Here is a 22,879-nt window from a genome sequence, read left to right as displayed (position 1 = left end):
CCGAGGTTGGTGCAGGTGGTTAGGCGATCCGGCGGGGACGGTTGCGGCCGGCGCGCAGACCGGACGTGATCGCGTTGTGGGCTTCGCGGGCGGTGAAGTGCCGCGTCCCGATGTGCCGGCCGGCCGCGGTCATCAGCGCCGCGCGCACCTCCTCTTCGTTGAGCGCGTCGCCGGCCACCAGCTGCCCGAGCGCGACGGCGGCGGTGTAGAGGGTGGCGTTGCGGTTGTCCTTGGCGTCGGCGACCTTCCCGGCTTCCGCCCGGATCGCGACGTCGAGGTAGCGGGAGCGCCGACTACCGGCGGGGCGGATGGGCACCACTGGGGCGGCTGGCAGCGGTGCCGGGGTGAGTCGCTCGACCAGCCACGCTGGCAGCTCCGCCACCGGCCCGTCCCACACGTAGGCGTAGCGGCCGGCGTCGGTGACCGTGCCGGGGCCGACGACATAGCCGCCCCACGCACGGGTGTCGACCTTCCACCCGAGCCCCTGCCCGCGTTCGCCACTGGTGTTGCGCAGCGCCACGCCGTCCGACACGCGGTAGTACAGGTGCAGCCCACCGGACGGCGTGCGGACGGTGAGGGTGTCGCCGGGCAGCTCCTCGCCTGCATCGTCGGCGAGGACGGCGAGCACGTCTTCTCCGCACCGCGCGCCGGCGGCGGCCCACCGGTCGGGGATCTCCTCGCCGGGCTTGAGCGTGTCGAGGTCGAGCACGCACAGCCCGGACGGGCCGGCCGCCACCCCGATGCCGTACGGGGCGTGCGTCCACGCGGCGCGGATTTTGTCCGGGTCTGTGGTGGCGCGCTGCTCTGGAGTGCGGTGCCCGCCGGCGCACCGGCCGGTGCCGGGACAGCGGTCCTCCGGGTGTCCGGCGGGGCGCTTGGTGTCGGGGCGCAGCGGGAAGACGTGCCAGCCGCGGGCCACGGCGTCGAGCGCGGCGTCCACTGTGGTCGTCTGGTTCATCGGGGCACCTCCGGGGTGAAGCGGGCCAGCACGGCGGTGGCGTCGGCGAGGATGTCGGCGTGGTCGAACGCGATGGCGTCGCGGTTGCGGGCCAGCCACGACAGCGGCATCCACACGGCGACGGCGGCGTCGTCGCCGGCGGTGGGCTTGACCGGTCGGCGGACGACGGTGAAGAACGCGACGGTGATGTAGCGGCCGCGGGGGTCGCGGTCGGGCCGGTCGTAGATGCCGAGCTGTCGCAGGTCGGTGGCGCGGAGCCCGGTCTCTTCGGTTAGCTCGCGCGCAGCGGCGGCGCGGAAGGTCTCGCCGGGGTCGACGTGCCCGCCGGGGAAGGCCCATCGGCCGGCGAAGGGGTCCCAGCGGCGCTGGATCATGAGGATGTTCCAGACGTCGTTGCGGCGGGCGAACGCGAGCACGTCCGCGGTGAGCCGGGCCGTTTCGGGAGTGTCGTGGGTGTGTTCCATCGCGGGTGAACCTTTCGGTTGGTGACTTTGTGTGCCTGTTTTGGGTAGGGTCGGCCGGCGCGGTGTCCCGGGAGGGAGGCGCGACGCGGGGGTGTTGAGGTAGGGGTTTCGGGCCGTGATCAGGGGGGTTTGCGCGGGTGGCTCCCTCGCCTCCCCGGTTAGGGTCGTTGCTGGTCAGGTGAGGGAAGCGAGTCCGGGGAGGCGGTGAGGGAGAACTCCCCGGACTTCGCGGCCTCCCTCAGTCGGTCCCCTCGGTCTCGTCGCCGTCGAACTCGCCCTCGTCGTCACGCTCCGCGATGGCATCGCGGAGACGGGCGGCAGAGACCTGCATGTGCCCGCCGGTCTTGTACGGCTTTGCCGACTCCGGCAGCGCGCCGGCGAGGTCGGCGAAGCTCCACTCGCCGTAGGTGCCGCGGTCGCGTTCGGTCAGCCGCTGCAGCACTTCCTGCGTTCGCATCCGCGCTTCGGTGCCGAGCACGCCGGCGATGTTCGCGAGGTGATCGACCGGCCCGGCCGGGGCCGGCGCGTCCGGGCCGGCGGGCAGCGCCGTCTGCTCACGCAACACCATGGCGCGCTTGGTGACCGCGTGCGCGTCCTTCGGCGAGACGTAGAACGACCGGAGCAGACCGGGCTTGGCGGTGAAGCCGCGGGCCATACAGGTGCCGACATCGCCGGGACCCTCGTCCGTCTTCGGCGTGAGTCCCACTGCGGAGATGCCGGCCTTGTAGGACCCGGTGCCGAGCACGGCGTCATTGGCCATCTGGTCACCGATGGCGAAGCACGCCTTGTTGCTGGCCACCGAGGTGATCTTGCGCGGGAGCGCGTCCTTCGACGGTTCCGGCGTGAGGAAGATCAGCGTGATCGCGTACTTGCGCGCGGTGCTCATCAGCTTGGACGCGACCTCGATCGCCTTCTTGCCGTCCTTGCCCATGAACAGGTTCTGGCACTCGTCGATGACCACGACGCGCGGGCGGAGCCGTCCGTCCTTTTCGGCCAGTGCGCGGGTCACCGCACGGTCGGTGGCGTGCTCCTTGAGTGCCTTGCCGCGCACGGAAAGGTCGTCGTAGAGCTCGTAGAGCAGGTTCAGGCACGCGTCTACGGTCTCGTCGCCGGCGCCGGTCGTGAGCGTCCGCAACCGCGGCTTCATCGGGTCGTAGTCGGTGTTCTCGGCCATGACCACGACGTCGATGTCCACCACCGGGTCCAGCATCGCGCCCAACACCAGGTCGATCGCCAACGTGGACTTGCCCGAGCCCATCATGCCGCCCAGGGCGTAGTTCGCCTCGAACAGCCGCCCGCGCACCACGTCACCCTTGAGCGTCACCCCGACCGGCACGCCGGCGAAGTAGTCGGCGGTGACGTTGTCCAGTTCAGCCAGCAGCGGCCACGGGTCGACCGGCCCCGACAGGGCACCGGGCTTGGCCACCCACAGGTCCAACACGGACGGTTGGGGCTCGGTCGGCCACACCTCCCGCGGGTAGCGGACCAGGTTGTGCGCCAACGTGGTCTTGCGCTTCACGATCTCCTCCACCGGGCACGCCGGCGGCAACGCCACCTGCGCGCGCCATCCCTTGCCATCCACGTGCGGCGGGGTGATGAACTTGATCCGCCACCCTTCCTTGACCGCGCGGTTGAACCCCGGGATGTTCAGGTTCTTCAGCGCGTTCAGGATCGTGTTCTCGTCCGGGAGCTCGTCCATCGTGTCGCCGTCTACGGGCGGGGTGAGCCACTTCGGCATGTCGCCGTGTTCGCGGCCCTGCTGGTAGAGGTAGCCGACGCCCACGACGGTGCCAGCGACCAGCAGGAGCACGCCGTAGGTGGTCAGGAACCACACCACGAACGCGACCGCGTCGAACACGCCGGTGATGGGTGTCAGGATCTCGCTGATCTCGCCGTCGTTGATGGCCAGGATGATGCCCAGGACCAGCAGAAACCCTGTCACACCAACGGATCCGATGACGGCGGCCTTGATCCACTGCCCGGGAGCGCGGAGCCAGTCCATCGTGCGGTCGTGGCGGCGCTGCTTCTCCGCGACGTCGCGGGACTCCCATTCGAGGAGCTTGTCGTGGTCGCCGGCCGCTTCCGCGGCGCGCATCATGCGTTCGTACCGGTTCGCGCCGTGGGTGTCGCGCCACCGGGCCACGACCACCTTGACCCCGGCGGCGGGGTAGGCGACGCCGTGTCGGAACGCGGTCTTCGTCTTCTCGTGCTTGACCGCGTTGCGCGTGGCGCGAGCGACGGTCACGACGTCGTGGCCGTAGCCGCGGTACCGGGCGATCGCCCGCGCCTTCTGCGACGTCAGACGGGCGTACTCCTCGTCGGTGACGATCTCGCCTTCGATCACCTCGCCCTGCTCCTGCGCGACGGGCAGGTGGTGGATGGTGGCCAGCTCGCCGGCGGCCGGGGTCTGCTCGGTGTTGTCGCTCATCGGGTCCTCCGGTCTCAGTGGCGGTTCGGGTTGGCGTGCTCGTCGCGCAGCTGGCGGGCGTACTTCGGTGCGCAGTGCAGCGTCTTGCGGATTGACTCGGCCGACTTCGGGTTGATCGCCACGTCGGGGTTGTCGAGCGCGGCGGTGAACGCGGCGCGCAGGTCCTCGATCGTGCGCGTCTTCGGGGCGCGCGGCGGGCGCGGCTTGCGGGTCGATTTCGGCTGGTCTGCCGGGCGGTCGAGGGTCAGGATCGGGGCGTCGGTGATCGGGCCGTCGTCGGCGCGGCCGGCCTGGTCCTGCTGTGCGAAGAACGCGGCGATCTCGTCGTCGAGCACGTCCGCGGTGTGAGCGTCGAGGTCGACCACGGCGGCCAGGCGGCGGCCGTCGAGGGTGTAGCGGCCCGGGGTGAACACCAGCCGCGCCGTGCCCTCAGCGTCGATTTCCGCGACCGCCGTGCGGACCGCCGCGGCCCGAACCTTCGCGACCTTCCGCAGGGCCTGGCGCTCGATCCGAGCGGCAGCGCGCTCCGCCGGCGACCGCGGCGGCGAGGCAACCGCAAGCTGGTGCGCGATGACACCGGCGACGGACACGATGCCCATCACCACCGCGGCGTCCCACCCGCGGCCCAGGCCGTGCACGACGTTCAGGCCGAACCCGACGCCGGCGAACAGCCACGTTCCGAGCTGCAACGCCCACACCGGCCGGTCCGGGTGGCGGTGCCGGGTGACCTCCACGGCGAGCGCGAACGCCCACATGCCCAGCTCCGACAGCGCCGGCAGCGCCGCGCCGGTCGCGTCCCCGTAGGTCGCGAGGCCGTAGCCGGCCATCGCGGGCACCGCCATGCCGGCGGAGACCAGGGCAAGCAGGTAGATCGGCAGCCGTACGCGGTTCGTCGACAGCCACCCGGCGACGCTTGCCAGGATGGCGGCCCGGCGAGCCCGGCGGGCCTCGCGCTGCTTGTCGGCCAGCTTCACCGCAGCCGCGGCGTCGGCGCGGTGCAGCTCCGCGCGAGCGGACTGCTCGCGCAGCTTTCGATCGGTCGCGGCGGCCGCGTCCTGGCGGCGCTGCTCCGCGGTGGCCGCGTGGTTGGCGCGGCGCTCTTCGGCCCACTTGCTCATCGGGTCACCTCCCGGTTTTCACGGCCGCTCACGGCCTCGTCGTTGTCGGCGGCTGGCTTTGCCGGCAGTTGCTTGCGCTCTGCGGTGCCGGCGCGCAGCCGGGTCTGCTCGCGGTGGTCGCGCACCTCGTGCACCGCCCACCCGACCGCGACGACGGCCGACACCAGGGCGAACCACGGGGTGAACACCAGCGCCAGGACCAACGGTCCGAGGACGCCGGCCAGCTCGCCGAAGTGCCACACGGCCCACGCCATGGCCTGCTCCAGGCGGGTCCGCTGCTCACGGGTCACGTTCATCGGGGCACCTCCTGCCCGGTCGGGAAACCTGCGGGGAAGAACTGGTTGACTCGCCGGCGGGGCGGCTGGGATGCCTGCCGGGTGGCGGCCTGGTCGAGTCGGACCAGAACGCCGGCCAGGATCCGTTCGGCGATGATCAGCGGGATGCGCAGCATGTGAAGGACCAGGAACAGGCACACGGTGCCGGCGAACCGGACCAGCGCGAGGGTTCCGCGCTCCTGCAACACCTCGAACGTGTTCACCGGGACCTCTCCTTTGCCTCGCGCCGCGCCTTCTCGGCTGCTTCCTGGCCGGCCTGCACGGCGTCGTGCCAGGCACCGGAGTCGCTCATCGGGCACCCCCGGCGATGCCGTCCAGCTCGGCGAGGGCCAGCAGCCGCAGCTGCGCCGCGACGTCGAGGTAGACGCGGGCGCGGTCCCGCTTGGCCGCGGTCGGCACTGCGTCGTTGGCCAGCAGGAACGCGGCGTTGGACATCAGCGACATGCCGAGTTCGTGCAGGCGGCCGCAGAGTTCGCGGGAGATCAGGCGGTTCAGCTCGGCCGGGGTGTAGGTGAAAGCGACCTCGCGGGCCGGGGTGGTGGTGTCTACCATCTGGTGTTCCTCCGTGCGGTTTCGTGACTGGGCGGTGGAACCCGGCGCGGTCGGCGCGTTCTTGGCGGAGTGGGCCGCCGCGTCGGGGCTGATCAGCAGGCGGGCCGCCATCAGGCGGCCTCGCCGTCGAAGGTCCAGGCCGCCGGCAGCGTCCACAGCGACTTGCGGGCCGCGCGGCGACGGGCCCGGCTCACCCGACGCTGGTCGTTGAAGTCGTGCCGGACCGCGCGCTCCGCGGCGTGCTCGTCGGCAGCCAGCTCGCCGTAGACGTCCTGCAACAGCGCGTCGATGTCGGCTTCGGTCAGCCCGTCCGGGTAGACGGCCTCGCCGGCGAACTCATCGGTGGCCGACACGGCGGCGTCGATGCGGCGGCGGTTGACGTTGGTGTCCATTGCGGAGTCCTCTCGAAGAAACGTGCTGGTCGGTGAGGTGTTAGAGCGAGCTGAAGAATGTGGTCAGGCTGTGTACGACGTGGCGGACGTGGCCGGCCGCCTCCAGCGGCGAGGACACGACGAACATCAGCGCCGCAGCCACCACGACCAAGCCGATGAGCTTCCGACCGACACCAGAACCGGTCTTTAGGACCGGGAGTCCCTGCTGCTTCCGTGCCATCGCTGCCTCCTTGTGCGGTGGTGAACCCTGCGGTCCGACCGGAGTGATCCGAACCACCAAGAAGCTAACAGTTGAATGATAAGCAGGTCAACTGTTAGGTGTGAGATCGGGCAAAAGTGGGTCGTGACCTGCGGGAACATAGAGACCAACTGATAGGTTCTGGTATGGTGACCGTTCAGTTGAATCGATGGGCAACCGCCCGGCGAGGAGTAGGCATGTCACGCCCGAGGTCGCCTGTGGCCAGGTCTGAGCCACTCGCGCAGCAGATCGCCCGGAACGTCGAGAACGACATCGAAGCGGGCCGGCTTCGGCACGGTCAGCGGTTGCCGTCGTCTCGTGAGCTGGCGCAAGAGTGGGACGTGAGCGTCTTCACGATCAACGAAGCGATGGACCTGCTCGCCAAGAAGGGGCTAGTGGTGAGCAAGCCGAGAGCTGCCCGCACGGTCAACGCGCCGGACCAGGAAGTTCGCGGGGAAGTTCGTCCCGTGGCTCCGCAGGTGGTCATGATCGGCGGCTACGCCGGCAGCGGGAAGACGGAGCTGGGGCGCATTCTGGCGCGCGAGACCGGTTGGCCAATGCTCGACAAGGACACCCTGACGCGCTTTGTGGTTGAAGCGGCGCTTGAGATGCAGGGCCTGTCGAGAAACGACCGAGAGTCCGAGACGTACCTAACCAAAATCAGGCCAGCCGAGTATGACTCGCTGCTTGAGGCCATGACCGAGAACCTGCAAAGCGGAAACAATGCGATCGTTACTGCGCCGTTTGTTCGCGAGTTCGCTGACGAGGGTTGGATTCGGCAACGTGAGTTGCTGTGCCGCAACCTTGGTGCCCAGTTGACGATCGTCTGGGTTTACTGTGATGCGGATACGATGCACACGTACGTCCGTCATCGCAACGCGCCGCGCGATGCCACGAAACTTGCCGATTGGAAGACGTACATGGAAGGCGTAAATGTCGAATTCCGCCCTCCGGTTCCTCACGTCGTGATTGACAACTCGGTTTCAGGGGGAGTCATGGCTGTGCAGGCGCGTCAGCTCATCGATCAGCTCACATCGAACGGCAAAGGTAAGTAATGGCTGCTGCTGTGGTGAAGATTCTCGTTAGCGACGAGGCGGATGACGTTGTAGGCCGTAGCATCCTCGGCGACCTTCAGGGTGTCGAGGTTGTGCCGTACGACCCGAACGTCGCGGAGTTGACGTCGAGCCAGTCGGACGCTGCTGTTCTGTTGCCGCCGTACCGCAGCAGCCATCGCCCTATTCGGCTGCTCGCCCAACTTGGGTCTCTTCGGATGGTGCAGCTCCTGTCTGCGGGGGCTGACGAATGGTCCAGGGATGTGCCCGGCGGAGTAACCCTGGTGACTGCACGGGGTGCGCACGCTGGCCCCGTAGCCGAATGGGTCTTGTCGGCGGTGCTGACGCAGTTTCGTCAGTGGCCCGCGCTGGTCCGATTTCAGGATAAAGGCGTGTGGGCGCACCGCCGGTTCGAGGCGGAGACCTTGGCGGGCAAGCGGGCGCTCATTGTCGGTGCCGGCGCAATCGGCGGCGAGGTCGCGCGACGGCTTGAAGTATTTGGAGTGGATTCGACGCTCGTCGCGTCGCGTGACCGAGATGGTGTCTTCGGAGCGGATACGTTGCCCGAAATTGTGTCGGGTCACGCCCTCGTGGTGGTCACGGCTCCATTGACGGAGAAGACGCGAGGGCTAGTCGGTCCACGGTTCTTGAAGCTGATGGACGACAACGCACTCTTGGTCAACGTAGGCCGTGGTCAGATCGTCGACACGGACGCGTTGCTCGTCGAGTTGACGTCAGGACGCTTACGCGCAGCGCTCGACGTGACCGATCCGGAACCCCTGCCAAGTGATCACCCATTGTGGGCACAGCAGGGCGCTGTGATCAGTCCTCACTCCGCCCGGACCGTTCCTGGAACCAATCGGCTGTGCTACGAGGTGGCTGCGCAGCAAATCGCCGCGTTCCTGAGGGGCGAACGGCCGTCCAACGCCGCGCAGCATGGCTGATCTGTTTGTGGCCTCAGTCGGTCCTATTTCGATGTTGGCAGGCCCAGCGGCATCCCCTAGGTTTCTTCAGGCGAACTTAGGTTCGTGTCGGTAGGGTTCGGCAACTCATGCCTTTAGTCGGCCTCCCTGATCAAGAACTTCGACAAGTCGCCACACTCCGCTGCCCGGATTGTCTGGCATGTCGACGGTCGCGCCAGAAGCCCGGTTGATTGCATTTTTGACGCTTGCAAATGGAAAGCTGGCGGATACCGATTTTCCTTCGTGTCCACGCTTTTTTAACGCTGCTTTTAGATCTTCCCGGGTCATGTACCGCGTGCAGTCAATGAAGTGCCATAAGAGCCAAATTTCGAAACATGGATTGCTGATCGAGACCGAGAACCCTAAAGCTTTCGCTTCGATTATAGCGTTTGGAAGTCCCGCATGGTCATCGACGTCGATCACGCACCAAACGGAGTCGTATCCATCGCGCTTCCCAATAGATCGACCTTCATTCGAGAGGAGGGCCGCCCGTTTAACGACGCGCATGGGGTCGCGCCCTTCTCCGATAATCTGCATGGACTGCACGTCGACCCCGGTTGCTCTAAGGGAGGCGGCCAAGCCCTTGAAGTAGTCAGGTTCAGTCTCCTCGCCTTCCGTGACAATCAGAATCCGCCTCCTCTCCTGTCGCGTTCCTCGAGTGCGACTGAGAGAAGTTCTAGATCTGACATCGTTTCGATTTCGTGCCACTACTTGCCTGCGCCTTCTAGTAAGGCTTTGCGAAGGTCATCTTGTCTGATCATTGGGACCGCACCATAACGACCTTCGAGATAGCGTTTTTCAAAGTTGTCAGACTTGCGCACCTGAAACTCGTGAAGAGCGTAAATTTCGGATACGCCATTGTTCTTCTCGATGAACCAAACTTCCTCTGGCGAAAGAACTTCTCCCAGCATTCGACCCAGTAGTGAGACATCGTGCGATGTAAATATTAACTGCGCGCCGAAGCGGTTAATCTCTGGATCTTTAAACATAAGAACCAAGGCGGCGGTGAGTCGTGGATGTAAGCTTGAGTCCAGTTCGTCGACCAGGTAAGTATCGCCATACTTGAGGGCGTAGAGTGCTGGCACGCCGAGGCTTAGCCATGCAACCGTACCGCTGCTTTCTAGTGCAAGGTCAAGGGCTGCGGGCTCCTCGGATCCTTCAACGTCGTGCTCAAAGACTATTTTCCGACTAAGCTGGGCCCAGAAGTCATCAAGGCCTTTCTCTCGCGTCGGGAAGCCGATGTTTTCTTGGAGCGCTTTGATGACCTTCTCGGTAGATTCTTTCGTTTCTTCATCTAGCTCAACTTCTTCCACCTTGACATTAGCTATCCCGAGGTCGGCTAGCTTTATGAGAGCCTGAGCTTGAGCCCAAAGTGACTCATTCTTGATGAGACCTTGAACCCATTTGACGCGATTTGAGCGGTCGGAATCTGTGTAGCGAGCGTACCGAATGTGCCGTGTTATCCGATGGTGAATTCTTCTAAGGGTGGGGTGTTGACTATTGGACGCAACCGAGAGAAATAGGTTCCGCGGCCCCATAAGTTTACTTATGAGCTGGTTCTCGCCGCTCAAGCTGCGTCCGAACTTAATCGCACTCTCGGTGCGATCAAAGAGCATCCTCTTCCAAGGAGAGTGGTACGAATAGAGCCACTCATTCTTGATGCCAGAAGCGTTTGATTCGAACCCGTAGGTGTATCGAATATCATCCACGACCACGTCGATCTCATAAAGTGATGGAACCTCCTCGTAGTGCTTATCTAGGAGGTAGGGGTGATGCGGAAAGGTGTCCGAATCAGCCCAAGTGGTAGCGGACCTTTGAATTGCCGAGGTCATGAAGTCAAGAGCGTGAAGGACGGTTGACTTGCCGGAGGCGTTCGCTCCGTAGATACCCGCAACGCGCGTAGTAGATGTAACCCAATTGCCTTCAGTCGGTACGTTGCCGCGCAGGTTCGGCGCAGCTAGGGACAACTCAACGAGGTCGCGCAACGACCTGTGGTTAGCAACCCTGAAGCGTAGAAGCACTATGTCCTCTTCCTGGCATGTCACGTGCCTGACTAGCACACCTTGAGTCTATAGTGTCGAACTTCGACGTGAGAGCTGATTTGGCTGCACGAAAGGGCGTGCCAAGTCTCACGTACAGATCGTTACAGTAATGTAACTGTAGTGTTGCTAAGTTGAGTTTTGACGCCCTTCGCTGAGGCCTTCTGCGGGGCCGCGGAGACTCTCTTGGCGGGCCTGGTGGCGCGGGCTCTGGTAGGCGAGCGGCACCGGGCTGTGTGTCTGCTGCAATGCTGGGCTGCGCTCCGGCAAGTGCAGCGGCGACGATCCGCCCTCTCGCGGTTTCGTTGCGTTGCTTGCGCGGGTTTGATCGCGGCTGGGTCTTTGGTGCAGTGGTGGGCACTCGTGGAGGAGTGACATCTACGACGTGTCGAGGCTGTCACACGTGTCACTCTGTCACTATGACCCACCTGAACTGCGAGTTTAGGTGTGACAGGTGAGTGACGTCGTTGATAGCAAAGGGTTTCCCACTCTAATTATATGTCTCTGTAGTCCCTGAGCAGCGAAAAGAGGCTGAAACATCTGGGGGTGAAGGCGCTCCTCCGCCAAGCCGTGTTTCAGCCTCTTTGGATTAGGTGGGTGTCTAACTGGGTGACAATCCGGGTGACTAACCCCGGACGTGTGCGGACGTCCATGGACCGAGGAAGTGCAGGTCAGAGCCTTGCGAACAAGGTCAACAAGTGACGAATTCCGCTCGTAATGAATAGGTCAGGGGTTCGATTCCCCTAGGCGGCTCCACAAGACCTCGAAGGCCCGTGCTCGTACAGAGCGCGGGCCTTTGGCTTGTCTCGCGGGTTTTCGCGGGTCTCCGCCCCAACGCCCCGCCCGGAGGGCGTCGCCCCCGGCCGCCTGTCGTGGTTGCCTTCGCGTGGTGGTCGTGGCTTCGAAATTTCTTCCGAGGAACCACCCTTGTGGGTCAAGTTTCGAGGCGCGTGGATGGCGAAGGCCCCCGCTTTGTGAGCGGGGGCCTTCGGGTGAGCGGGGGGCTACTTCGGCGGGGCTACCTTGATCACGCTGGCCTTGGCTTCGCCTCGGGGGGTGCGGTAGGTGATCTTGTCGCCCGCCTTGGCGCCGACCAGGGCCAGGCCCAGGGGGCTGTCCGACGTGATCGCGTCGGAGTCCTCGCCCGGGACCGTCACCACCTGGAAGGTCTCTTCGTCACCGTCCGAGAAGCGGAGGGTGACCGTTGTGCCGTCCGGGAGCTGGGCGTTGCCGTAGCCGCCGTGTTCCATCTTCGCGGCCAGATCGGCGATCTGGCGGTCGAGCCTCGCCGCGGCCTCCGCGCGGTCGATCACGTCCGCCTGGTCCGCCGCATCGCCCGTTCGCTCCTGCTCGCCGGGTTGCGGCGCAAGGGCTTCCCGTTGCGCGCGCAGGTTCGCGATTTCCTTCTCCAGCTGGCTGCGCGCAGCCGGGCTGAGCCCCTTGTCCCCTGAGATCACCATGCCGCGCATTGTCCGCCGCGCGGACCGGGGTGGCCAATCCGGTTTTTCACCCGGCGGCCACCCGCAGGACGTCTGCCCTAGGATTTGGGGCCGCCGTCCAGGAAGAAGGTAACGAGAATCACCGTGAGCGCCGTCCCCGGTCGCAGTGACCGGCTCTCTCCCAACCAGCTGGCCAAGCAGGAACAGATCGTCGAGGCCGCACGCGTCGTGCTGGCCCGCGACGGCTTGGCGGGCTGCACCGTCCGCGCCATCGCGGACGCCGGACCGCTCACCAAGAGCGCGATCCACTACTACTTCGCCGACATCGACGTCCTCATCGACCGGGCCATGGCCGCGCACATCACCGCGTTCGCCGCGGGCCTGCGCGAAGTCGGCGCGAAGCACGCCGACCCGCGCAAGCGGCTGTTCGCCGTGGTCGAGGAGTACCTGAGCGTGTTCGCCGCGAACCCGAACGCCGCGTTCCTCTGGTTCGAGTACTGGATCGCGGCCGGCCGCGCGCAGCACCCGCAGGCCATCGACGTGATGCTCACGTCGCTCACCGAGCTCCTCGCCGAACTGCTGGCGCCGCTGGACGTCGACGACCCGCGCGCCCGGGCCCGGGCGCTGCTGTCGTACCTGCTGGGCACGGTCGTCCAGCAGCGGGTGCGGCCCCGGTCGTTCGCGACCCTGCGCGCCGACATCGAGGCGCTCTGCTTCGCCAACTACGGCTGACGGCAGAGGCGTAGCGCGCTCTCCAGGCACAGCGTCCCGGCCTCTTCGGCGGTGACACGCTCGGCCACGACTTCCGCGGCGGCCGTGTGCAGGAGCCCGACCCGCTCAGTCACGTCGCGAGCGCGGCGCGGGACCTGATGAACGACGTCGGCGGCACGGGTGGCGCGGTCGTGTGGTCCCTCGTCGCGACCGCCGTCCTCGTCGTCGTGTCCGGCCCGGTCACGCTCCGCCTCTACAGCCGGCAGAGCTGAGGAAACCGCTCGTCTAGGGTGCGGACATGCCTCTGTTCTCGTTCGAAGGGCTCAGCCCGCAGGTCCACCCGGACGCCTGGATCGCGCCCACCGCCACCCTCATCGGCGACGTCGTCGTCGAGAAGGACGCCTCGATCTGGTACGGCGTGGTGGTCCGGGCCGACTTCGGCCGGATCGTCATCCGGGAGGGCGCCAACATCCAGGACAACTCGGTGATCCACGTCAACGACGGCGTCTGCGAGGTCGGCAAGAACGTCACCGTCGGCCACCAGTGCCTGGTGCACGACTGCACCATCGGGGAGCAGGCGCTGATCGGCAACGGCTCGACGGTGCTCGACAAGGCGAAGATCGGCGCGCGGGCGCTGGTCGCGGCCGGCGCGACGGTCACCCCGGCGACCGAGGTGCCCGACGAGGTCATCGCGATGGGTAGCCCGGCGAAGAAGTTCGTCCCGCTGACCGACTCCGCGCGGATGTGGGTCGACCACAACGCCGCGATCTACCAGGAGCTGGCCCGCCGCCACCGCGCCGGCACCAAGCCGATCGATTGAGATTGACTCTCCAGTAACTGGAGACTCTAGCTTCGGGCCATGGCTCCGAAGAAACTCACCCACCAGGTCACCCTCGAACTCGCGGCGGGCAACGCCCCGGTCGTCGACCTCGGCAAGATGCTGGGGCAGACCGGGGTCAACCTCGTCGAGATCAAGAAGGCCTACGACGCGGCGACCGCGCACCAGCGCGGCGACATCGTGCCGGTGGTCGTCTCGGTGTTCGAGGACCGCTCCTTCGCGCTCCGCCTCAAGACCCCGCCGACGGCCTTCCTGATCAAGAAAGCGTTGGGTGACAAGGGTTCTTCGCGGCCGGGGCACGAGGTGGCGGGCAAGATCACGACGCAGCAGCTGCGGGAGATCGCCGAGCGCAAGCTGCCGGACCTGAACACCGCCGACGTCGAGACAGCGATGCGCACGATCGCCGGCACGGCCCGGTCCATGGGCGTCGCGGTCGTCGACTGAGGTGCGCAAGCACGCGGTCGTGCCGCCGTTCCACGCGCTGGACCCCGAGCTCGGGGTGGCGGAACGGTTGCTGCGCCGGGGAAACCCCGAGCTGAGCGGCATCGTCGCGCGGCTCCCGGACGAACAAGCGGCCGCGCGCTGCCTCAACGCCGTGCTGGCCGGGGCGGGTGCGCGGCCGCGGCTCGTCGACACCGGCGTCGTGTGGCGCATCGTCTACGTGACCCCGCTGGCCGGGGCCGGCGAGCTGGCCGCCGGGGCAGCCGGGCTCGCGGAGCTCGTGACCGTCGGCGGGTGGCGGCGGGTCAAGCGTTGCGCGACCTGCGCCCGGCCGTTCTGCGACCGCACTTCCGGCTGCACGCGCAAGTGGTGTGCCGAACACGGCCGGGCCTCGAGCGGGGTGCACTAGGCTCTTCCCCGCAGCAGCGACTGGCGCCATCGAGGTGGAGCACCACCGGGAAGCGACGACGAGGCCGGCACCGCGCGCCTGGGTGAAGGCCACTCCAGAGCCGGAGTACGCCCATGACCCACCAGCCGAAACTGAACGCGCTCGCCACCGCCGATCCCGCCATCGCGGGGCTCGTCGAGGAAGAAGCGAAGCGCCAGCACGACAAGATCCGCTTGATCGCGTCGGAGAACTACGTCTCGCAGGCCGTGCTCGAAGCCACCGGGACCGTGCTCACCAACAAGTACTCCGAGGGCTACGCGGGCAAGCGGTACTACGAGGGCCAGCAGTTCATCGACCAGGTCGAGCTGCTCGCCATCGAGCGCGCGAAGGCCGTCTTCGGCGCGGACCACGCGAACGTCCAGCCGTACTCCGGGTCGCCGGCGAACCTGGCCGTGTACCTCGCGTTCGCGAAGCCCGGCGACACCGTGCTCGGCATGGCGCTGCCGGACGGTGGGCACCTGACCCACGGCTGGAGCGTCTCCGCGACCGGCAAGTGGTTCACGCCGGTGCGCTACGGCGTCACCAAGGAGACCGGCCGCGTCGACCTCGACCAGGTCCGCGACCTGGCCCGCGAGCACCGGCCGAAGCTGATCTTCGCCGGCGGCACGGCGATCCCGCGCACCATCGACTTCCCGGCGTTCGCCGAGATCGCCGCCGAGGTGGACGCGGTGCTCGTCGCCGACATCGCGCACATCGCCGGGCTCGTCGCCGGTGGCGCGCACCCGTCGCCGGTCGGGCACGCGCAGGTCATCACCACGACGACGCACAAGACGTTGCGCGGCCCGCGCGGCGCGATGATCCTCTCCGACGCCGAGCACGCCAAAGCCGTCGACAAGGCCGTGTTCCCCGGGCTGCAGGGCGGTCCGCACAACCACACGACGGCGGCCATCGCGGTCGCCCTCGGGGAGGCGCAGCAGCCGTCGTTCGGCGAGTACGCGCACACGATCGTCGCCAACGCCCGCGCGTTGGCCGATGCGTTGCTGGCCAAGGGGTACGACCTCGTCTCCGGCGGCACGGACAACCACCTGCTGCTGATCGACCTGACGAACAAGGCCGTCGCGGGCAAGCCGGCCGCGCAGGCGCTGGACCGCGCGGGCATCGAACTGAACTACAACACGGTGCCGTTCGACCCGCGCAAGCCGTTCGACCCGTCCGGCATCCGGCTCGGCACGTCCGCCATCACCACCCGCGGCCTGCGGCCGGAGCACCAGGTGCAGGTGGCGGACTGGATCGACCGCACGGTCACCGCGGCCGCCGCGCAGAACGAGTCCTCTTTGGACACGATCGCGGCGGAGATCCGCGAGTTCCTGGCGCCGTTCCCGATCCCGGGTTACTCCGCCTGACGCTCAAGTCCGTGAATGGCACATCGAGGGACTCGGAGTCCCCCGATGTGCCATTCACGGCTTCTGGGCCCGGGCGAGCGGGTGGGAGACCAGGGTCACAGGATATTTGATTGCACGATACAAGCTTCAGCGGAATAGTTGGCCGAGGCAAGTAGTTGACAGCTACAAGCAACTACGACGAAGGCTTCGAGGGAGACCACCATGAGCGAGACCACCACAGCGGAAGGAGCAGCCGCTACGAACGGCCGGCTATCGCACCGCCAGATCCTGACCATCCTGTCCGGGCTGATGCTCGGCATGTTCCTCGCCGCGCTCGACCAGACCATCGTGTCGTCGTCGATGCGCACCATCGCCGACGAGCTCCACGGCCTGTCCCTGCAGGCCTGGGCCACCACGGCCTACCTCATCACCGCGACCCTGTCGACGCCGCTCTACGGCAAGCTGTCCGACCTCTACGGCCGCAAGCCCATGTACCTGACGGCGATCTCGCTGTTCCTGGTCGGCTCGCTGGCCAGCGGCATGGCGACGTTGATGTACGAGCTGGCCGCGTTCCGCGCGTTCCAGGGCCTCGGCGCCGGTGGCCTGATGTCCCTGGCGCTGGCGATCATCACCGACATCACCGCGCCGCGTGAGCGCAGCAAGTACCAGGGCTACTTCATGGCGGTGTTCGGCATCTCGAGCGTCGCGGGCCCGGTCGTCGGCGGCTTCTTCGCCGGCATCGACTCCTTCGCCGGCATCACCGGCTGGCGCTGGGTGTTCCTGGTCAACGTCCCGATCGCGCTCGCCGCGCTGGTCGTCGTAAGCAAGGTCCTCAACCTCCCGCACTCCCGCGTCGAGCAGAAGGTCGACTACTGGGGCGCCGTGACGCTGGCCGTCGGGCTGGTGCCGCTGCTGATCGTCGCCGAGCAGGGCCGCGAGTGGGGCTGGGGTTCGGCCGCGTCGATCGCGATGTACGCCATCGGCGGGCTGGGTGTCGCGGCCTTCATCTGGCAGGAACGCCGGATGGGCGACGCCGCGCTGCTGCCGCTGCGCCTGTTCAACCGCCCCGTCTTCCGGATGGCCACGCTGGTCACCGTCGTGCAGGGCGCCGGGATGTTCGGCGCGATGATGTCGCTGCCGCTCTACCTGCAGATCGTCAAGGGCGCGACGCCGACCCAGGCCGGCCTGCAGATGCTCCCGCTGACGCTCGGCATCATGATCGCCAGCCTGACCAGCGGCCGGCTGATCTCCAAGACCGGGCGCTACAAGATGTTCGCGGTGGCCGGCATCGGCCTGATGGCGGCGGCGCTGTTCGCGCTGTCCACGATCACCGCCGACACCTCGCTGTCCTTCGTCATGGTGATCGCCTTCGTGATCGGCCTCGGCCTCGGCGCCTCGATGCAGACGCTGGTGCTGGCCGCGACCAACGACGTCCGGCCGCAGGACATCGGCGTCGCCACCTCGGCGGCGACGTTCTTCCGGCAGATCGGCGGCACGGCGGGCACCGCGGTGTTCCTCTCGATCCTGTTCGGCACGGTCGGCGACAAGATCGCGAACGCCGTCCGCTCGGCGATCGCCACCCCGGCCTACACCGCGGCACTGGCCCAGCACCCGGAGTTCGCGCAGCAGCTGAAGAGCGGCCTGGACGTCAACGACACGTCGTTCCTGTCCTCGCTCGACCCGGTGCTGGCCCGGCCGATCCTGCAGGGCTTCGCCGAGTCGATGAGCACGGTGTTCCTGGTCGGCGGGATCGTGCTGACGGTCGGCTTCGCCCTGGTGTGGTTCCTCAAGGAGAAGCCGCTGTCGGACAAGTCCGCGATGGAGCAGCGCGCGGAGGCCGAGGACGCTCCCGCCCTCGCCCTGGCGCACTGACCCGCTGAAACGCCGTGAGGGGCACCTTCAGGGATTTCGTATCCCTGAAGGTGCCCCTCACGGCGTTGCGGGCTTGGTGGACGGCCTCAGTGGGCGGCGTCGCCGTTGGCCTTCTCCTTGGCCAGGCGGTCGGTCTCGCGCTCGTACGAACGGCCGATCTCGGCCTCGGCCTCGGTGCGGCCGACCCAGGACGAGCCTTCGACGCTCTTGCCGGGCTCGAGGTCCTTGTACACCTCGAAGAAGTGCTGGATCTCCAGGCGGTGGAACTCGTTCATGTGGTGGATGTCGCGCAGGTGCTCGAGGCGCGGGTCGTTCGACGGGACGGCGATGACCTTGTCGTCCGGGCCCTTCTCGTCGGTCATCCGGAACATGCCGATCGCGCGGCAGCGGATCAGGCAACCCGGGAAGGTGGGCTCCTGCACGAGCACCATCACGTCCAGGGGGTCACCGTCCTGGCCGAGCGTGTCGTCGATGAAGCCGTAGTCGGCCGGGTACTGCGTGGCCGTGAACAGGGTCCGGTCCAGCTTGATGCGGCCGGTCTTGTGGTCGACCTCGTACTTGTTGCGCTCCCCTTTGGGGATTTCGATCGTGACGTCGAACTCCACGGCGTCCTCACTGCTTCTTTTAGATCCGGGCGTGCCCGCACGTCGCGGGCGGCAACCTCAGCGACTGTCTTGACGTCTCCTAGTGTGGACTACGGCCTGCCCGGCGGTCTCATCGATGTCGGCCGGCAGGCATGTGAGCTTGGCCCCTTCCGGGGCAGGTGAGAAGGAGTGGTGGGTGCCGGAAAACGACCAGCCGATGTGGCCTTCGTCGGACGAAGACCGCTCGTCGTCGGGTGCGGGCAAGACCACTCCGATGTCGCTGCCGGACACGCCACCGGCATCGTCCGAACGGGTGAGCGTGCCGAAGGTCACAGGCAGTGATGCCCCGAAGGGCTCGTGGTTCGCGCCGAACGTGGCGCCCGAGCCGGTGCCCGGGCTGAACGCGCCCGTCGAGCCGCCGGAGCCGCCCGAGCCGCCGCCCGCGGCCAAGCAGGACCTCGCCGACCGGCTCGGCGGCGCTCCGAAGCCGAAGCTGCCCCAGCCGGAGCCGAAGTCTGCCGAGCCGAAGCCGGCCGACGCCGCTGAGCCGGAACCCGCGGAGCCGAAGGCCGCCGAGCCGAAGTGGGACCCGGAGAGCACCCGGCAAATCAAGGTCGAGAAGCGGGAAAAGCCGGAGAAGGCGCCGTGGGTGCCGGTCGAGCGCAACGTCTGGCCCGGTGGGAAGCCGGAGCAAGACGAGCCGAAGAAGCCGGACGAGCCGCAGCAGCCGTGGCGCGAGGAACTGCAGCACTGGCGCGAGACGCAGCAGCGCGGCGAGACGCATCAGCAGCAACAGCGGCCGCCGGACCAGCGCCCGGACGCCCAGCAGCAGCGCCCTCAAGACCAGCAGCGCCCTCAAGACCAGCAGCGGCCGAACCCGGACGCCCCCTGGGCGCAGCGGATCGAGCTGCGCGAACACCGCGACCGGCCCGCCGAACCCGGCGAACGCCGTCCCGGCCTGCCGCCCGAGCCGCCGCGCGGGGTCGTCCCCTCGGCGTCGGCGGGATCGCTGGCCCGGCCGGTGCGGATCGAGCCGGACGGGCGGCGGTTCGACGCCGAGGCGACCGTCGGGATCGAACGCCCGACCCAGTTCCCCGCCGCCTTCCAGCAGCAGCCCCAGCCCCGCACCGACCAGCCCCGCACCGACCAGCAGCCGCCGGCCGAGCCGCCCGTCCCGGAGCCGCCCGCCGCCGAGTCCGCCACCGCGGCGGAGCCGCCGAAGAAGAAGCGCAAGGGCAAGCTGATCGCGCTCGGCGCGCTCGTGCTGGTGGTGCTCATCGGCCTCGGCGTCGCCGCGGCCATGCCGGGCGTGTCCAACCGGCTGGGCTTGCCGTGGGCGCCGAACGCCCCCAAGGGCGACAGCCCCGAGCCCGCCGCGGCCGCTCGCGTGCTGCAGGGACCGAACACGTCCGGGCAGGCGCCGACCGCGAACGGCGTCAAGTCGGCGCTGGCCGCCGCGGCCGGCAACAGCGCGCTCGGCCAGCTCACCGGCAGTGTCGTCGACCCGGTCAGCGGCACCGAGCTGTGGAACCGCAACGCGACGTCGCCGGTGACACCCGCGTCGACGACGAAGGTGCTCACCTCCGCGGCCGCGCTGCTCTCGATGGACCCGAACAGCCGGCTCTCGACGAAGATCGTGCAGGGTGCCGACGCCGGCACGGTGATCGTCGTCGGCGGCGGCGACCCCACGCTCACCTCGCTGCCGCAGGGCACCGAGTCGCCGCTGTATCCGGGCTCCGCGCACGTCGACGACCTCGTCGCGCAGGTCAAGAAGGCCAACCCGGGCGTCAAGAAGGTCCAGGTCGACCTGACCCTGTTCAAGGGCGCGACGACCGCGCCGGGCTGGGCCGCGGGCGACGCGCCGTCGACGTTCGCCACCCAGATCTCGTCGGTGATGGCCGACGCCGGCCGCCTGGACCCGAAGAACAACAACTCCCAGCGCATCCCCAACGCGGGCAGCGCGCTCGCCGGGACGATCGCGTCGAAGCTCAGCGCGTCGGCCGGCGGCCAGGTGACCGCGCCGAAGGACGCCAAGGTGCTGGCCGAGGTCAAGTCGGCCCCGCTGACCGAGTTGGTCTCCGACACGATGGAGCTGTCCGACGACGTCCTCGCCGAGGCCCTCGCCCGGCAGGTCGCCCTGGCCAACGGGCAGGAAGCCTCCTTCGCCGGCGGTGCCGCCGCGACGTTGAAGGTGCTCAAGGACCACGGCTTCGACACGACCGGCGTCCAGCTGTCCGACGGCAGCGGCATCTCGGACCAGAACAAGATCCCGGCGAAGCTGCTGTCCCAGGTCCTCGCGGCCGCGGCGGGCCCGGAGGGCAAGCACCCGGACACCGCCAAGCTGCGTGCGCTCCTGGCCGGCCTGCCCGTTGCCGGTGCTTCGGGCACCCTCGCCGACAAGCGGTTCGACACGGCGGGCTCCCAGGCCGGCCGCGGCTGGGTGCGGGCCAAGACGGGCACGCTCACCGGCGTCAACACCCTCGCCGGGGTGGTGCTCGACCAGGACGGCCGGGTGCTGGTGTTCGCGTTCATGTCCAACGGCTCGGACACGGACGCCGGCCGGGACGCCCTCGACGTCCTCGCGACGGGCCTGCGCAAGTGCGGCTGCGGCTGATCGCGTACCTCTCCGTGTGCGAAGCGTGCGGAAGTCGTAGCCGGAAACCCGCTCCGGCCAGGTAGCGTCGAAAGGGTGAGTCAGGAAACCGACACCCGGCCCATGGTCGACTGGTCGCTCGCCGCGCAGACGGGGGCGCTGCTCGTGCGCGGCGGCCCGCAGGTCCCGCGCGACGAGGCCGAGGCCGCCGTCACCGACCTGCGCGAGCTGACGATGGAGGCCGAGGGGCACGTCCGGGAGCTGACGAGCCTCGGGCTCGACCTGCCGCTGCTGCCCGGCGAAGTCGTCGACCGGCCCGGCTGGGTCCGGTCCGCCGCCGCGGGCCTGGACGCGCTCACCGGCCGTGCGTTGCCGCAGCAGGGTGGCCCGTTCGGGCCGATCCTGGCCGGTGGCGCAGGCGTCCAGACCGGCTTGGTGCTCGCGTTCCTCGCCAGCCGCGTGCTCGGCCAGTACGACCCCTTCGGCGGCCCCGAGCGCGAAGGCCAGCTGCTGCTGGTCGCGCCGAACGTGGTCGCCGCGGAACGCGCGATGAAGGTGCCCGGGCACGACTTCCGGCTCTGGGTCTGCCTGCACGAATGCACCCACCGGCTCCAGTTCACCGCCGTCACCTGGCTGCGCGACTACTTCGCCGACGAGGTCGAGCGGCTCGTCTCCGGCCTGGCCGGTGGCACCAACGACAGCCTCGCCGACCTGGTCGGCCGGCTGCCCGAGGCGATCAAGCAGGGCCCGAAGCTGAACCTCGCCGAGCTGCTCCAGTCGCCGAAGGAACGCGCGGTGTTCGACCGGCTGCTCGCCCTCTCGACGCTGCTGGAAGGGCACGCCGACTACGTGATGGACGCCGTCGGCCCGCAGGTCGTGCCGAGCGTCGACACCATCCGCGCGCGGTTCACCGCCCGGCGCAAGGGCGGCGGTGTCTTCGACCGGCTGCTGCGCGCGCTGCTCGGCGTCGACGCGAAGATCCGTCAGTACGAAGAAGGCGCGAAGTTCACGAAGTACGTCGTGGACGCCGTCGGCATGGAGGGCTTCAACGCCGTCTGGCGCTCGCCGAACACCCTGCCCTCGCGCGCCGAGATCGCCGATCCGGCCGCCTGGGTCCGGCGCCTGCACGGATGACCGGGCCGGCGGTCGCGGCCGTCCGGCGGGCCGTCCGCGGGTTCCTGGAGACCGTCGAGGCGCCGGCCGAGCTGTGCGTCGCGGTCTCCGGCGGCGCCGACTCCCTCGCACTGGCCGAGGCCACGGCGTACGTCGGGCACCACCGCGGCCACCGCGTCCGCGCGCTGGTCGTCGACCACGGCCTCCAGGAGGGCTCGGCGAAGATCGCGCGCGACGCCGTCGCGGCGGCGAAGTCCCTGGGCGCCGACGAAGCCGAGGTGCGCCGGGTCGACGTCACCGGGCCGGGCGGGCCGGAGGCGGCCGCGCGCAAAGCCCGCTACGGCGCACTCGCCGGCCATGACCTCGTGCTGCTCGGCCACACCCTCGACGACCAGGCCGAAACCGTCCTGCTCGGGCTCGGCCGCGGCTCCGGCCCGCGCAGCCTCGCCGGGATGCGCCCGCACGACCCGCCGTGGGGGCGGCCGCTGCTGGCGGTGCCGCGCGCGACCACCCGGGCCGCCTGCGCCGAGCTCGGCGTCGAACCGTGGGAGGACCCGCACAACGCTGAAGCGCGCTTCACCAGGGTCCGGCTGCGGACCGAGGTCCTGCCGCTGCTGGAGGACGTCCTCAACGGCGGGGTCGCGGCCGCACTCGCCCGCACGGCCGCGCAGCTGCGTGAGGACAGCGAGGCGTTGGACACATCGGCGGACAGGATCTTCACCCGTGCGGGCGGCGTCGAAGGGCTGGATGTCGCAGTCCTCGAAGGGGAGCCGGCGGCCCTTCGGCGACGGGTTCTCCGCAGGTGGCTGCTGGCGTCGGGGGTGCGCGAGCTCACCGACGGGCACCTCCGGGCGGTCGACGCGCTCGTCGCCCGGTGGCGTGGTCAGGGCGGCGTCTGGCTGCCGGGCAACTTGGAAGCCCGGCGGTGCCGTGGCAGGCTCTGCGTCATCTCCCAACCCACCACCCGAGGGGACTGACCC

Annotated in this window: 25 protein-coding genes; 11 read left to right on the top strand and 14 right to left on the bottom strand. The window is 68.3% G+C overall.

Translation table 11 applies throughout. From position 1 onward, the window contains the following. Window positions 1–19: 19 nt before the first annotated feature. The 9 genes from OHS18_RS27620 to OHS18_RS27580 all read right to left on the bottom strand — a co-directional run bounded on the left by OHS18_RS27620 (window position 20) and on the right by OHS18_RS27580 (window position 6,467). Window positions 20–958, bottom strand: a complete 939-nt coding sequence (locus OHS18_RS27620; protein ID WP_328612893.1) for a bifunctional DNA primase/polymerase — start codon at window positions 956–958, stop codon at window positions 20–22. Then, window positions 955–1,422, bottom strand: a complete 468-nt coding sequence (locus OHS18_RS27615) for an NUDIX hydrolase (RefSeq protein ID WP_328612892.1) — start codon at window positions 1,420–1,422, stop codon at window positions 955–957. The genes OHS18_RS27620 and OHS18_RS27615 overlap by 4 nt, the downstream gene beginning before the upstream one ends. Before the next feature lie 238 nt (window positions 1,423–1,660). Beyond that, window positions 1,661–3,850 carry a zonular occludens toxin domain-containing protein gene (locus OHS18_RS27610; protein WP_328612891.1) on the bottom strand — a complete coding sequence of 730 codons (2,190 nt, stop codon included), beginning with the start codon at window positions 3,848–3,850 and terminating at the stop codon, window positions 1,661–1,663. 14 nt (window positions 3,851–3,864) lie between these two features. Beyond that, a complete protein-coding gene (locus tag OHS18_RS27605; protein WP_328612890.1) occupies window positions 3,865–4,968 on the bottom strand; it encodes a hypothetical protein in 1,104 nt (367 codons plus the stop codon). After that, window positions 4,965–5,264, bottom strand: a complete 300-nt coding sequence (locus OHS18_RS27600; protein WP_328612889.1) for a hypothetical protein — start codon at window positions 5,262–5,264, stop codon at window positions 4,965–4,967. The genes OHS18_RS27605 and OHS18_RS27600 overlap by 4 nt, the downstream gene beginning before the upstream one ends. After that, window positions 5,261–5,506, bottom strand: coding sequence for a hypothetical protein (locus tag OHS18_RS27595; protein ID WP_328612888.1), 246 nt, complete (start codon window positions 5,504–5,506; stop codon window positions 5,261–5,263). Before OHS18_RS27595 ends, OHS18_RS27600 begins: the two co-directional genes overlap by 4 nt. A gap of 85 nt (window positions 5,507–5,591) precedes the next feature. Beyond that, the gene (locus OHS18_RS27590; RefSeq protein WP_328612887.1) at window positions 5,592–5,855 is read right to left on the bottom strand and encodes a hypothetical protein; all 264 of its coding nucleotides are present in this window, start codon (window positions 5,853–5,855) and stop codon (window positions 5,592–5,594) included. A 110-nt stretch (window positions 5,856–5,965) separates the two neighbouring features. Then, a complete protein-coding gene (locus OHS18_RS27585; RefSeq protein ID WP_328612886.1) occupies window positions 5,966–6,247 on the bottom strand; it encodes a hypothetical protein in 282 nt (93 codons plus the stop codon). Between the two features lie 40 nt (window positions 6,248–6,287). Beyond that, complete coding sequence (locus OHS18_RS27580) at window positions 6,288–6,467, bottom strand: hypothetical protein (RefSeq protein ID WP_328612885.1); 180 nt, start codon at window positions 6,465–6,467, stop codon at window positions 6,288–6,290. Between the two features lie 236 nt (window positions 6,468–6,703). Here OHS18_RS27580 and OHS18_RS27575 point away from each other — a divergent pair, with 236 nt between their 5' ends. Then, complete coding sequence (locus tag OHS18_RS27575) at window positions 6,704–7,540, top strand: AAA family ATPase (RefSeq protein WP_328612884.1); 837 nt, start codon at window positions 6,704–6,706, stop codon at window positions 7,538–7,540. After that, the gene (locus OHS18_RS27570) at window positions 7,540–8,481 is read left to right on the top strand and encodes an NAD(P)-dependent oxidoreductase (RefSeq protein ID WP_328612883.1); all 942 of its coding nucleotides are present in this window, start codon (window positions 7,540–7,542) and stop codon (window positions 8,479–8,481) included. The genes OHS18_RS27575 and OHS18_RS27570 overlap by 1 nt, the downstream gene beginning before the upstream one ends. A gap of 105 nt (window positions 8,482–8,586) precedes the next feature. On the opposite strand, the gene OHS18_RS27565 is transcribed toward OHS18_RS27570, so the two are convergent. From OHS18_RS27565 to OHS18_RS27555, 3 genes are all read right to left on the bottom strand, one after another. Then, on the bottom strand, window positions 8,587–9,207 hold the full coding sequence (locus OHS18_RS27565; protein WP_328612882.1) for an RloB family protein: 621 nt from the start codon (window positions 9,205–9,207) through the stop codon (window positions 8,587–8,589). Then, complete coding sequence (locus OHS18_RS27560) at window positions 9,207–10,484, bottom strand: AAA family ATPase (protein WP_328612881.1); 1,278 nt, start codon at window positions 10,482–10,484, stop codon at window positions 9,207–9,209. The genes OHS18_RS27565 and OHS18_RS27560 overlap by 1 nt, the downstream gene beginning before the upstream one ends. Before the next feature lie 1,058 nt (window positions 10,485–11,542). Further along, window positions 11,543–11,998, bottom strand: a complete 456-nt coding sequence (locus tag OHS18_RS27555; protein WP_328447764.1) for a GreA/GreB family elongation factor — start codon at window positions 11,996–11,998, stop codon at window positions 11,543–11,545. A gap of 123 nt (window positions 11,999–12,121) precedes the next feature. On the opposite strand from OHS18_RS27555, the gene OHS18_RS27550 reads away from it, so the two are divergent. After that, entirely contained in the window at window positions 12,122–12,709 is a 588-nt protein-coding gene (locus tag OHS18_RS27550; RefSeq protein ID WP_328612880.1) for a TetR/AcrR family transcriptional regulator, read from the top strand. On the opposite strand, the gene OHS18_RS27545 is transcribed toward OHS18_RS27550, so the two are convergent. Further along, the gene (locus OHS18_RS27545) at window positions 12,700–12,822 is read right to left on the bottom strand and encodes a hypothetical protein (RefSeq protein WP_328612879.1); all 123 of its coding nucleotides are present in this window, start codon (window positions 12,820–12,822) and stop codon (window positions 12,700–12,702) included. The two genes, OHS18_RS27550 and OHS18_RS27545, sit on opposite strands and share 10 nt — an antisense overlap. A 164-nt stretch (window positions 12,823–12,986) precedes the next feature. Between OHS18_RS27545 and OHS18_RS27540 the strand changes: the two genes are divergently transcribed. The 5 genes from OHS18_RS27540 (at window position 12,987) to OHS18_RS27520 (ending at window position 17,609) form a co-directional block, all read left to right on the top strand. Then, on the top strand, window positions 12,987–13,508 hold the full coding sequence (locus OHS18_RS27540) for a gamma carbonic anhydrase family protein (RefSeq protein ID WP_328447770.1): 522 nt from the start codon (window positions 12,987–12,989) through the stop codon (window positions 13,506–13,508). A gap of 39 nt (window positions 13,509–13,547) precedes the next feature. After that, window positions 13,548–13,970, top strand: a complete 423-nt coding sequence (rplK, locus tag OHS18_RS27535; protein WP_328612878.1) for a 50S ribosomal protein L11 — start codon at window positions 13,548–13,550, stop codon at window positions 13,968–13,970. 1 nt (window position 13,971) lies between these two features. Next, on the top strand, window positions 13,972–14,376 hold the full coding sequence (locus tag OHS18_RS27530) for a hypothetical protein (RefSeq protein WP_328612877.1): 405 nt from the start codon (window positions 13,972–13,974) through the stop codon (window positions 14,374–14,376). Between the two features lie 113 nt (window positions 14,377–14,489). Further along, complete coding sequence (gene glyA, locus OHS18_RS27525; protein ID WP_328447776.1) at window positions 14,490–15,758, top strand: serine hydroxymethyltransferase; 1,269 nt, start codon at window positions 14,490–14,492, stop codon at window positions 15,756–15,758. A gap of 201 nt (window positions 15,759–15,959) precedes the next feature. Next, on the top strand, window positions 15,960–17,609 hold the full coding sequence (locus tag OHS18_RS27520) for an MDR family MFS transporter (RefSeq protein WP_328612876.1): 1,650 nt from the start codon (window positions 15,960–15,962) through the stop codon (window positions 17,607–17,609). A gap of 86 nt (window positions 17,610–17,695) precedes the next feature. On the opposite strand, the gene OHS18_RS27515 is transcribed toward OHS18_RS27520, so the two are convergent. After that, window positions 17,696–18,214: an inorganic diphosphatase gene (locus OHS18_RS27515; protein WP_328447780.1), complete on the bottom strand. Its 519-nt coding sequence runs from the start codon at window positions 18,212–18,214 to the stop codon at window positions 17,696–17,698. A gap of 175 nt (window positions 18,215–18,389) precedes the next feature. Between OHS18_RS27515 and dacB the strand changes: the two genes are divergently transcribed. From dacB to tilS, 3 genes are all read left to right on the top strand, one after another. After that, window positions 18,390–20,807 (top strand): D-alanyl-D-alanine carboxypeptidase/D-alanyl-D-alanine endopeptidase, encoded by a 2,418-nt coding sequence (gene dacB / locus OHS18_RS27510; RefSeq protein WP_328612875.1) that lies wholly within the window; start codon window positions 18,390–18,392, stop codon window positions 20,805–20,807. Between the two features lie 102 nt (window positions 20,808–20,909). Further along, window positions 20,910–21,920 carry a zinc-dependent metalloprotease gene (locus OHS18_RS27505; protein WP_328459171.1) on the top strand — a complete coding sequence of 337 codons (1,011 nt, stop codon included), beginning with the start codon at window positions 20,910–20,912 and terminating at the stop codon, window positions 21,918–21,920. Beyond that, window positions 21,917–22,876: a tRNA lysidine(34) synthetase TilS gene (gene tilS, locus OHS18_RS27500; protein ID WP_328612874.1), complete on the top strand. Its 960-nt coding sequence runs from the start codon at window positions 21,917–21,919 to the stop codon at window positions 22,874–22,876. Before OHS18_RS27505 ends, tilS begins: the two co-directional genes overlap by 4 nt. Window positions 22,877–22,879 lie beyond the last annotated feature (3 nt).

This window comes from Amycolatopsis sp. NBC_00355 (assembly GCF_036104975.1).
Classification (GTDB): Bacteria; Actinomycetota; Actinomycetes; order Mycobacteriales; family Pseudonocardiaceae; genus Amycolatopsis.
This window is presented reverse-complemented; position numbering and strand designations above follow the sequence as displayed.

What these genes read in the sequence shown, in the direction of transcription:
- OHS18_RS27540 (WP_328447770.1), top strand. Translation starts at nt 12,987, where the DNA reads ATGCCTCTGTTCTCGTTCGAAGGGCTCAGCCCGCAGGTCCACCCGGAC.
- OHS18_RS27585 (WP_328612886.1), bottom strand. Translation starts at nt 6,247, where the DNA reads ATGGACACCAACGTCAACCGCCGCCGCATCGACGCCGCCGTGTCGGCC.
- OHS18_RS27605 (WP_328612890.1), bottom strand. Translation starts at nt 4,968, where the DNA reads ATGAGCAAGTGGGCCGAAGAGCGCCGCGCCAACCACGCGGCCACCGCG.
- OHS18_RS27590 (WP_328612887.1), bottom strand. Translation starts at nt 5,855, where the DNA reads ATGGTAGACACCACCACCCCGGCCCGCGAGGTCGCTTTCACCTACACC.
- OHS18_RS27580 (WP_328612885.1), bottom strand. Translation starts at nt 6,467, where the DNA reads ATGGCACGGAAGCAGCAGGGACTCCCGGTCCTAAAGACCGGTTCTGGT.
- OHS18_RS27555 (WP_328447764.1), bottom strand. Translation starts at nt 11,998, where the DNA reads ATGGTGATCTCAGGGGACAAGGGGCTCAGCCCGGCTGCGCGCAGCCAG.
- rplK (WP_328612878.1), top strand. Translation starts at nt 13,548, where the DNA reads ATGGCTCCGAAGAAACTCACCCACCAGGTCACCCTCGAACTCGCGGCG.
- OHS18_RS27505 (WP_328459171.1), top strand. Translation starts at nt 20,910, where the DNA reads ATGGTCGACTGGTCGCTCGCCGCGCAGACGGGGGCGCTGCTCGTGCGC.
- OHS18_RS27615 (WP_328612892.1), bottom strand. Translation starts at nt 1,422, where the DNA reads ATGGAACACACCCACGACACTCCCGAAACGGCCCGGCTCACCGCGGAC.
- OHS18_RS27520 (WP_328612876.1), top strand. Translation starts at nt 15,960, where the DNA reads ATGAGCGAGACCACCACAGCGGAAGGAGCAGCCGCTACGAACGGCCGG.
- glyA (WP_328447776.1), top strand. Translation starts at nt 14,490, where the DNA reads ATGACCCACCAGCCGAAACTGAACGCGCTCGCCACCGCCGATCCCGCC.
- OHS18_RS27620 (WP_328612893.1), bottom strand. Translation starts at nt 958, where the DNA reads ATGAACCAGACGACCACAGTGGACGCCGCGCTCGACGCCGTGGCCCGC.
- OHS18_RS27600 (WP_328612889.1), bottom strand. Translation starts at nt 5,264, where the DNA reads ATGAACGTGACCCGTGAGCAGCGGACCCGCCTGGAGCAGGCCATGGCG.
- OHS18_RS27570 (WP_328612883.1), top strand. Translation starts at nt 7,540, where the DNA reads ATGGCTGCTGCTGTGGTGAAGATTCTCGTTAGCGACGAGGCGGATGAC.
- tilS (WP_328612874.1), top strand. Translation starts at nt 21,917, where the DNA reads ATGACCGGGCCGGCGGTCGCGGCCGTCCGGCGGGCCGTCCGCGGGTTC.
- OHS18_RS27610 (WP_328612891.1), bottom strand. Translation starts at nt 3,850, where the DNA reads ATGAGCGACAACACCGAGCAGACCCCGGCCGCCGGCGAGCTGGCCACC.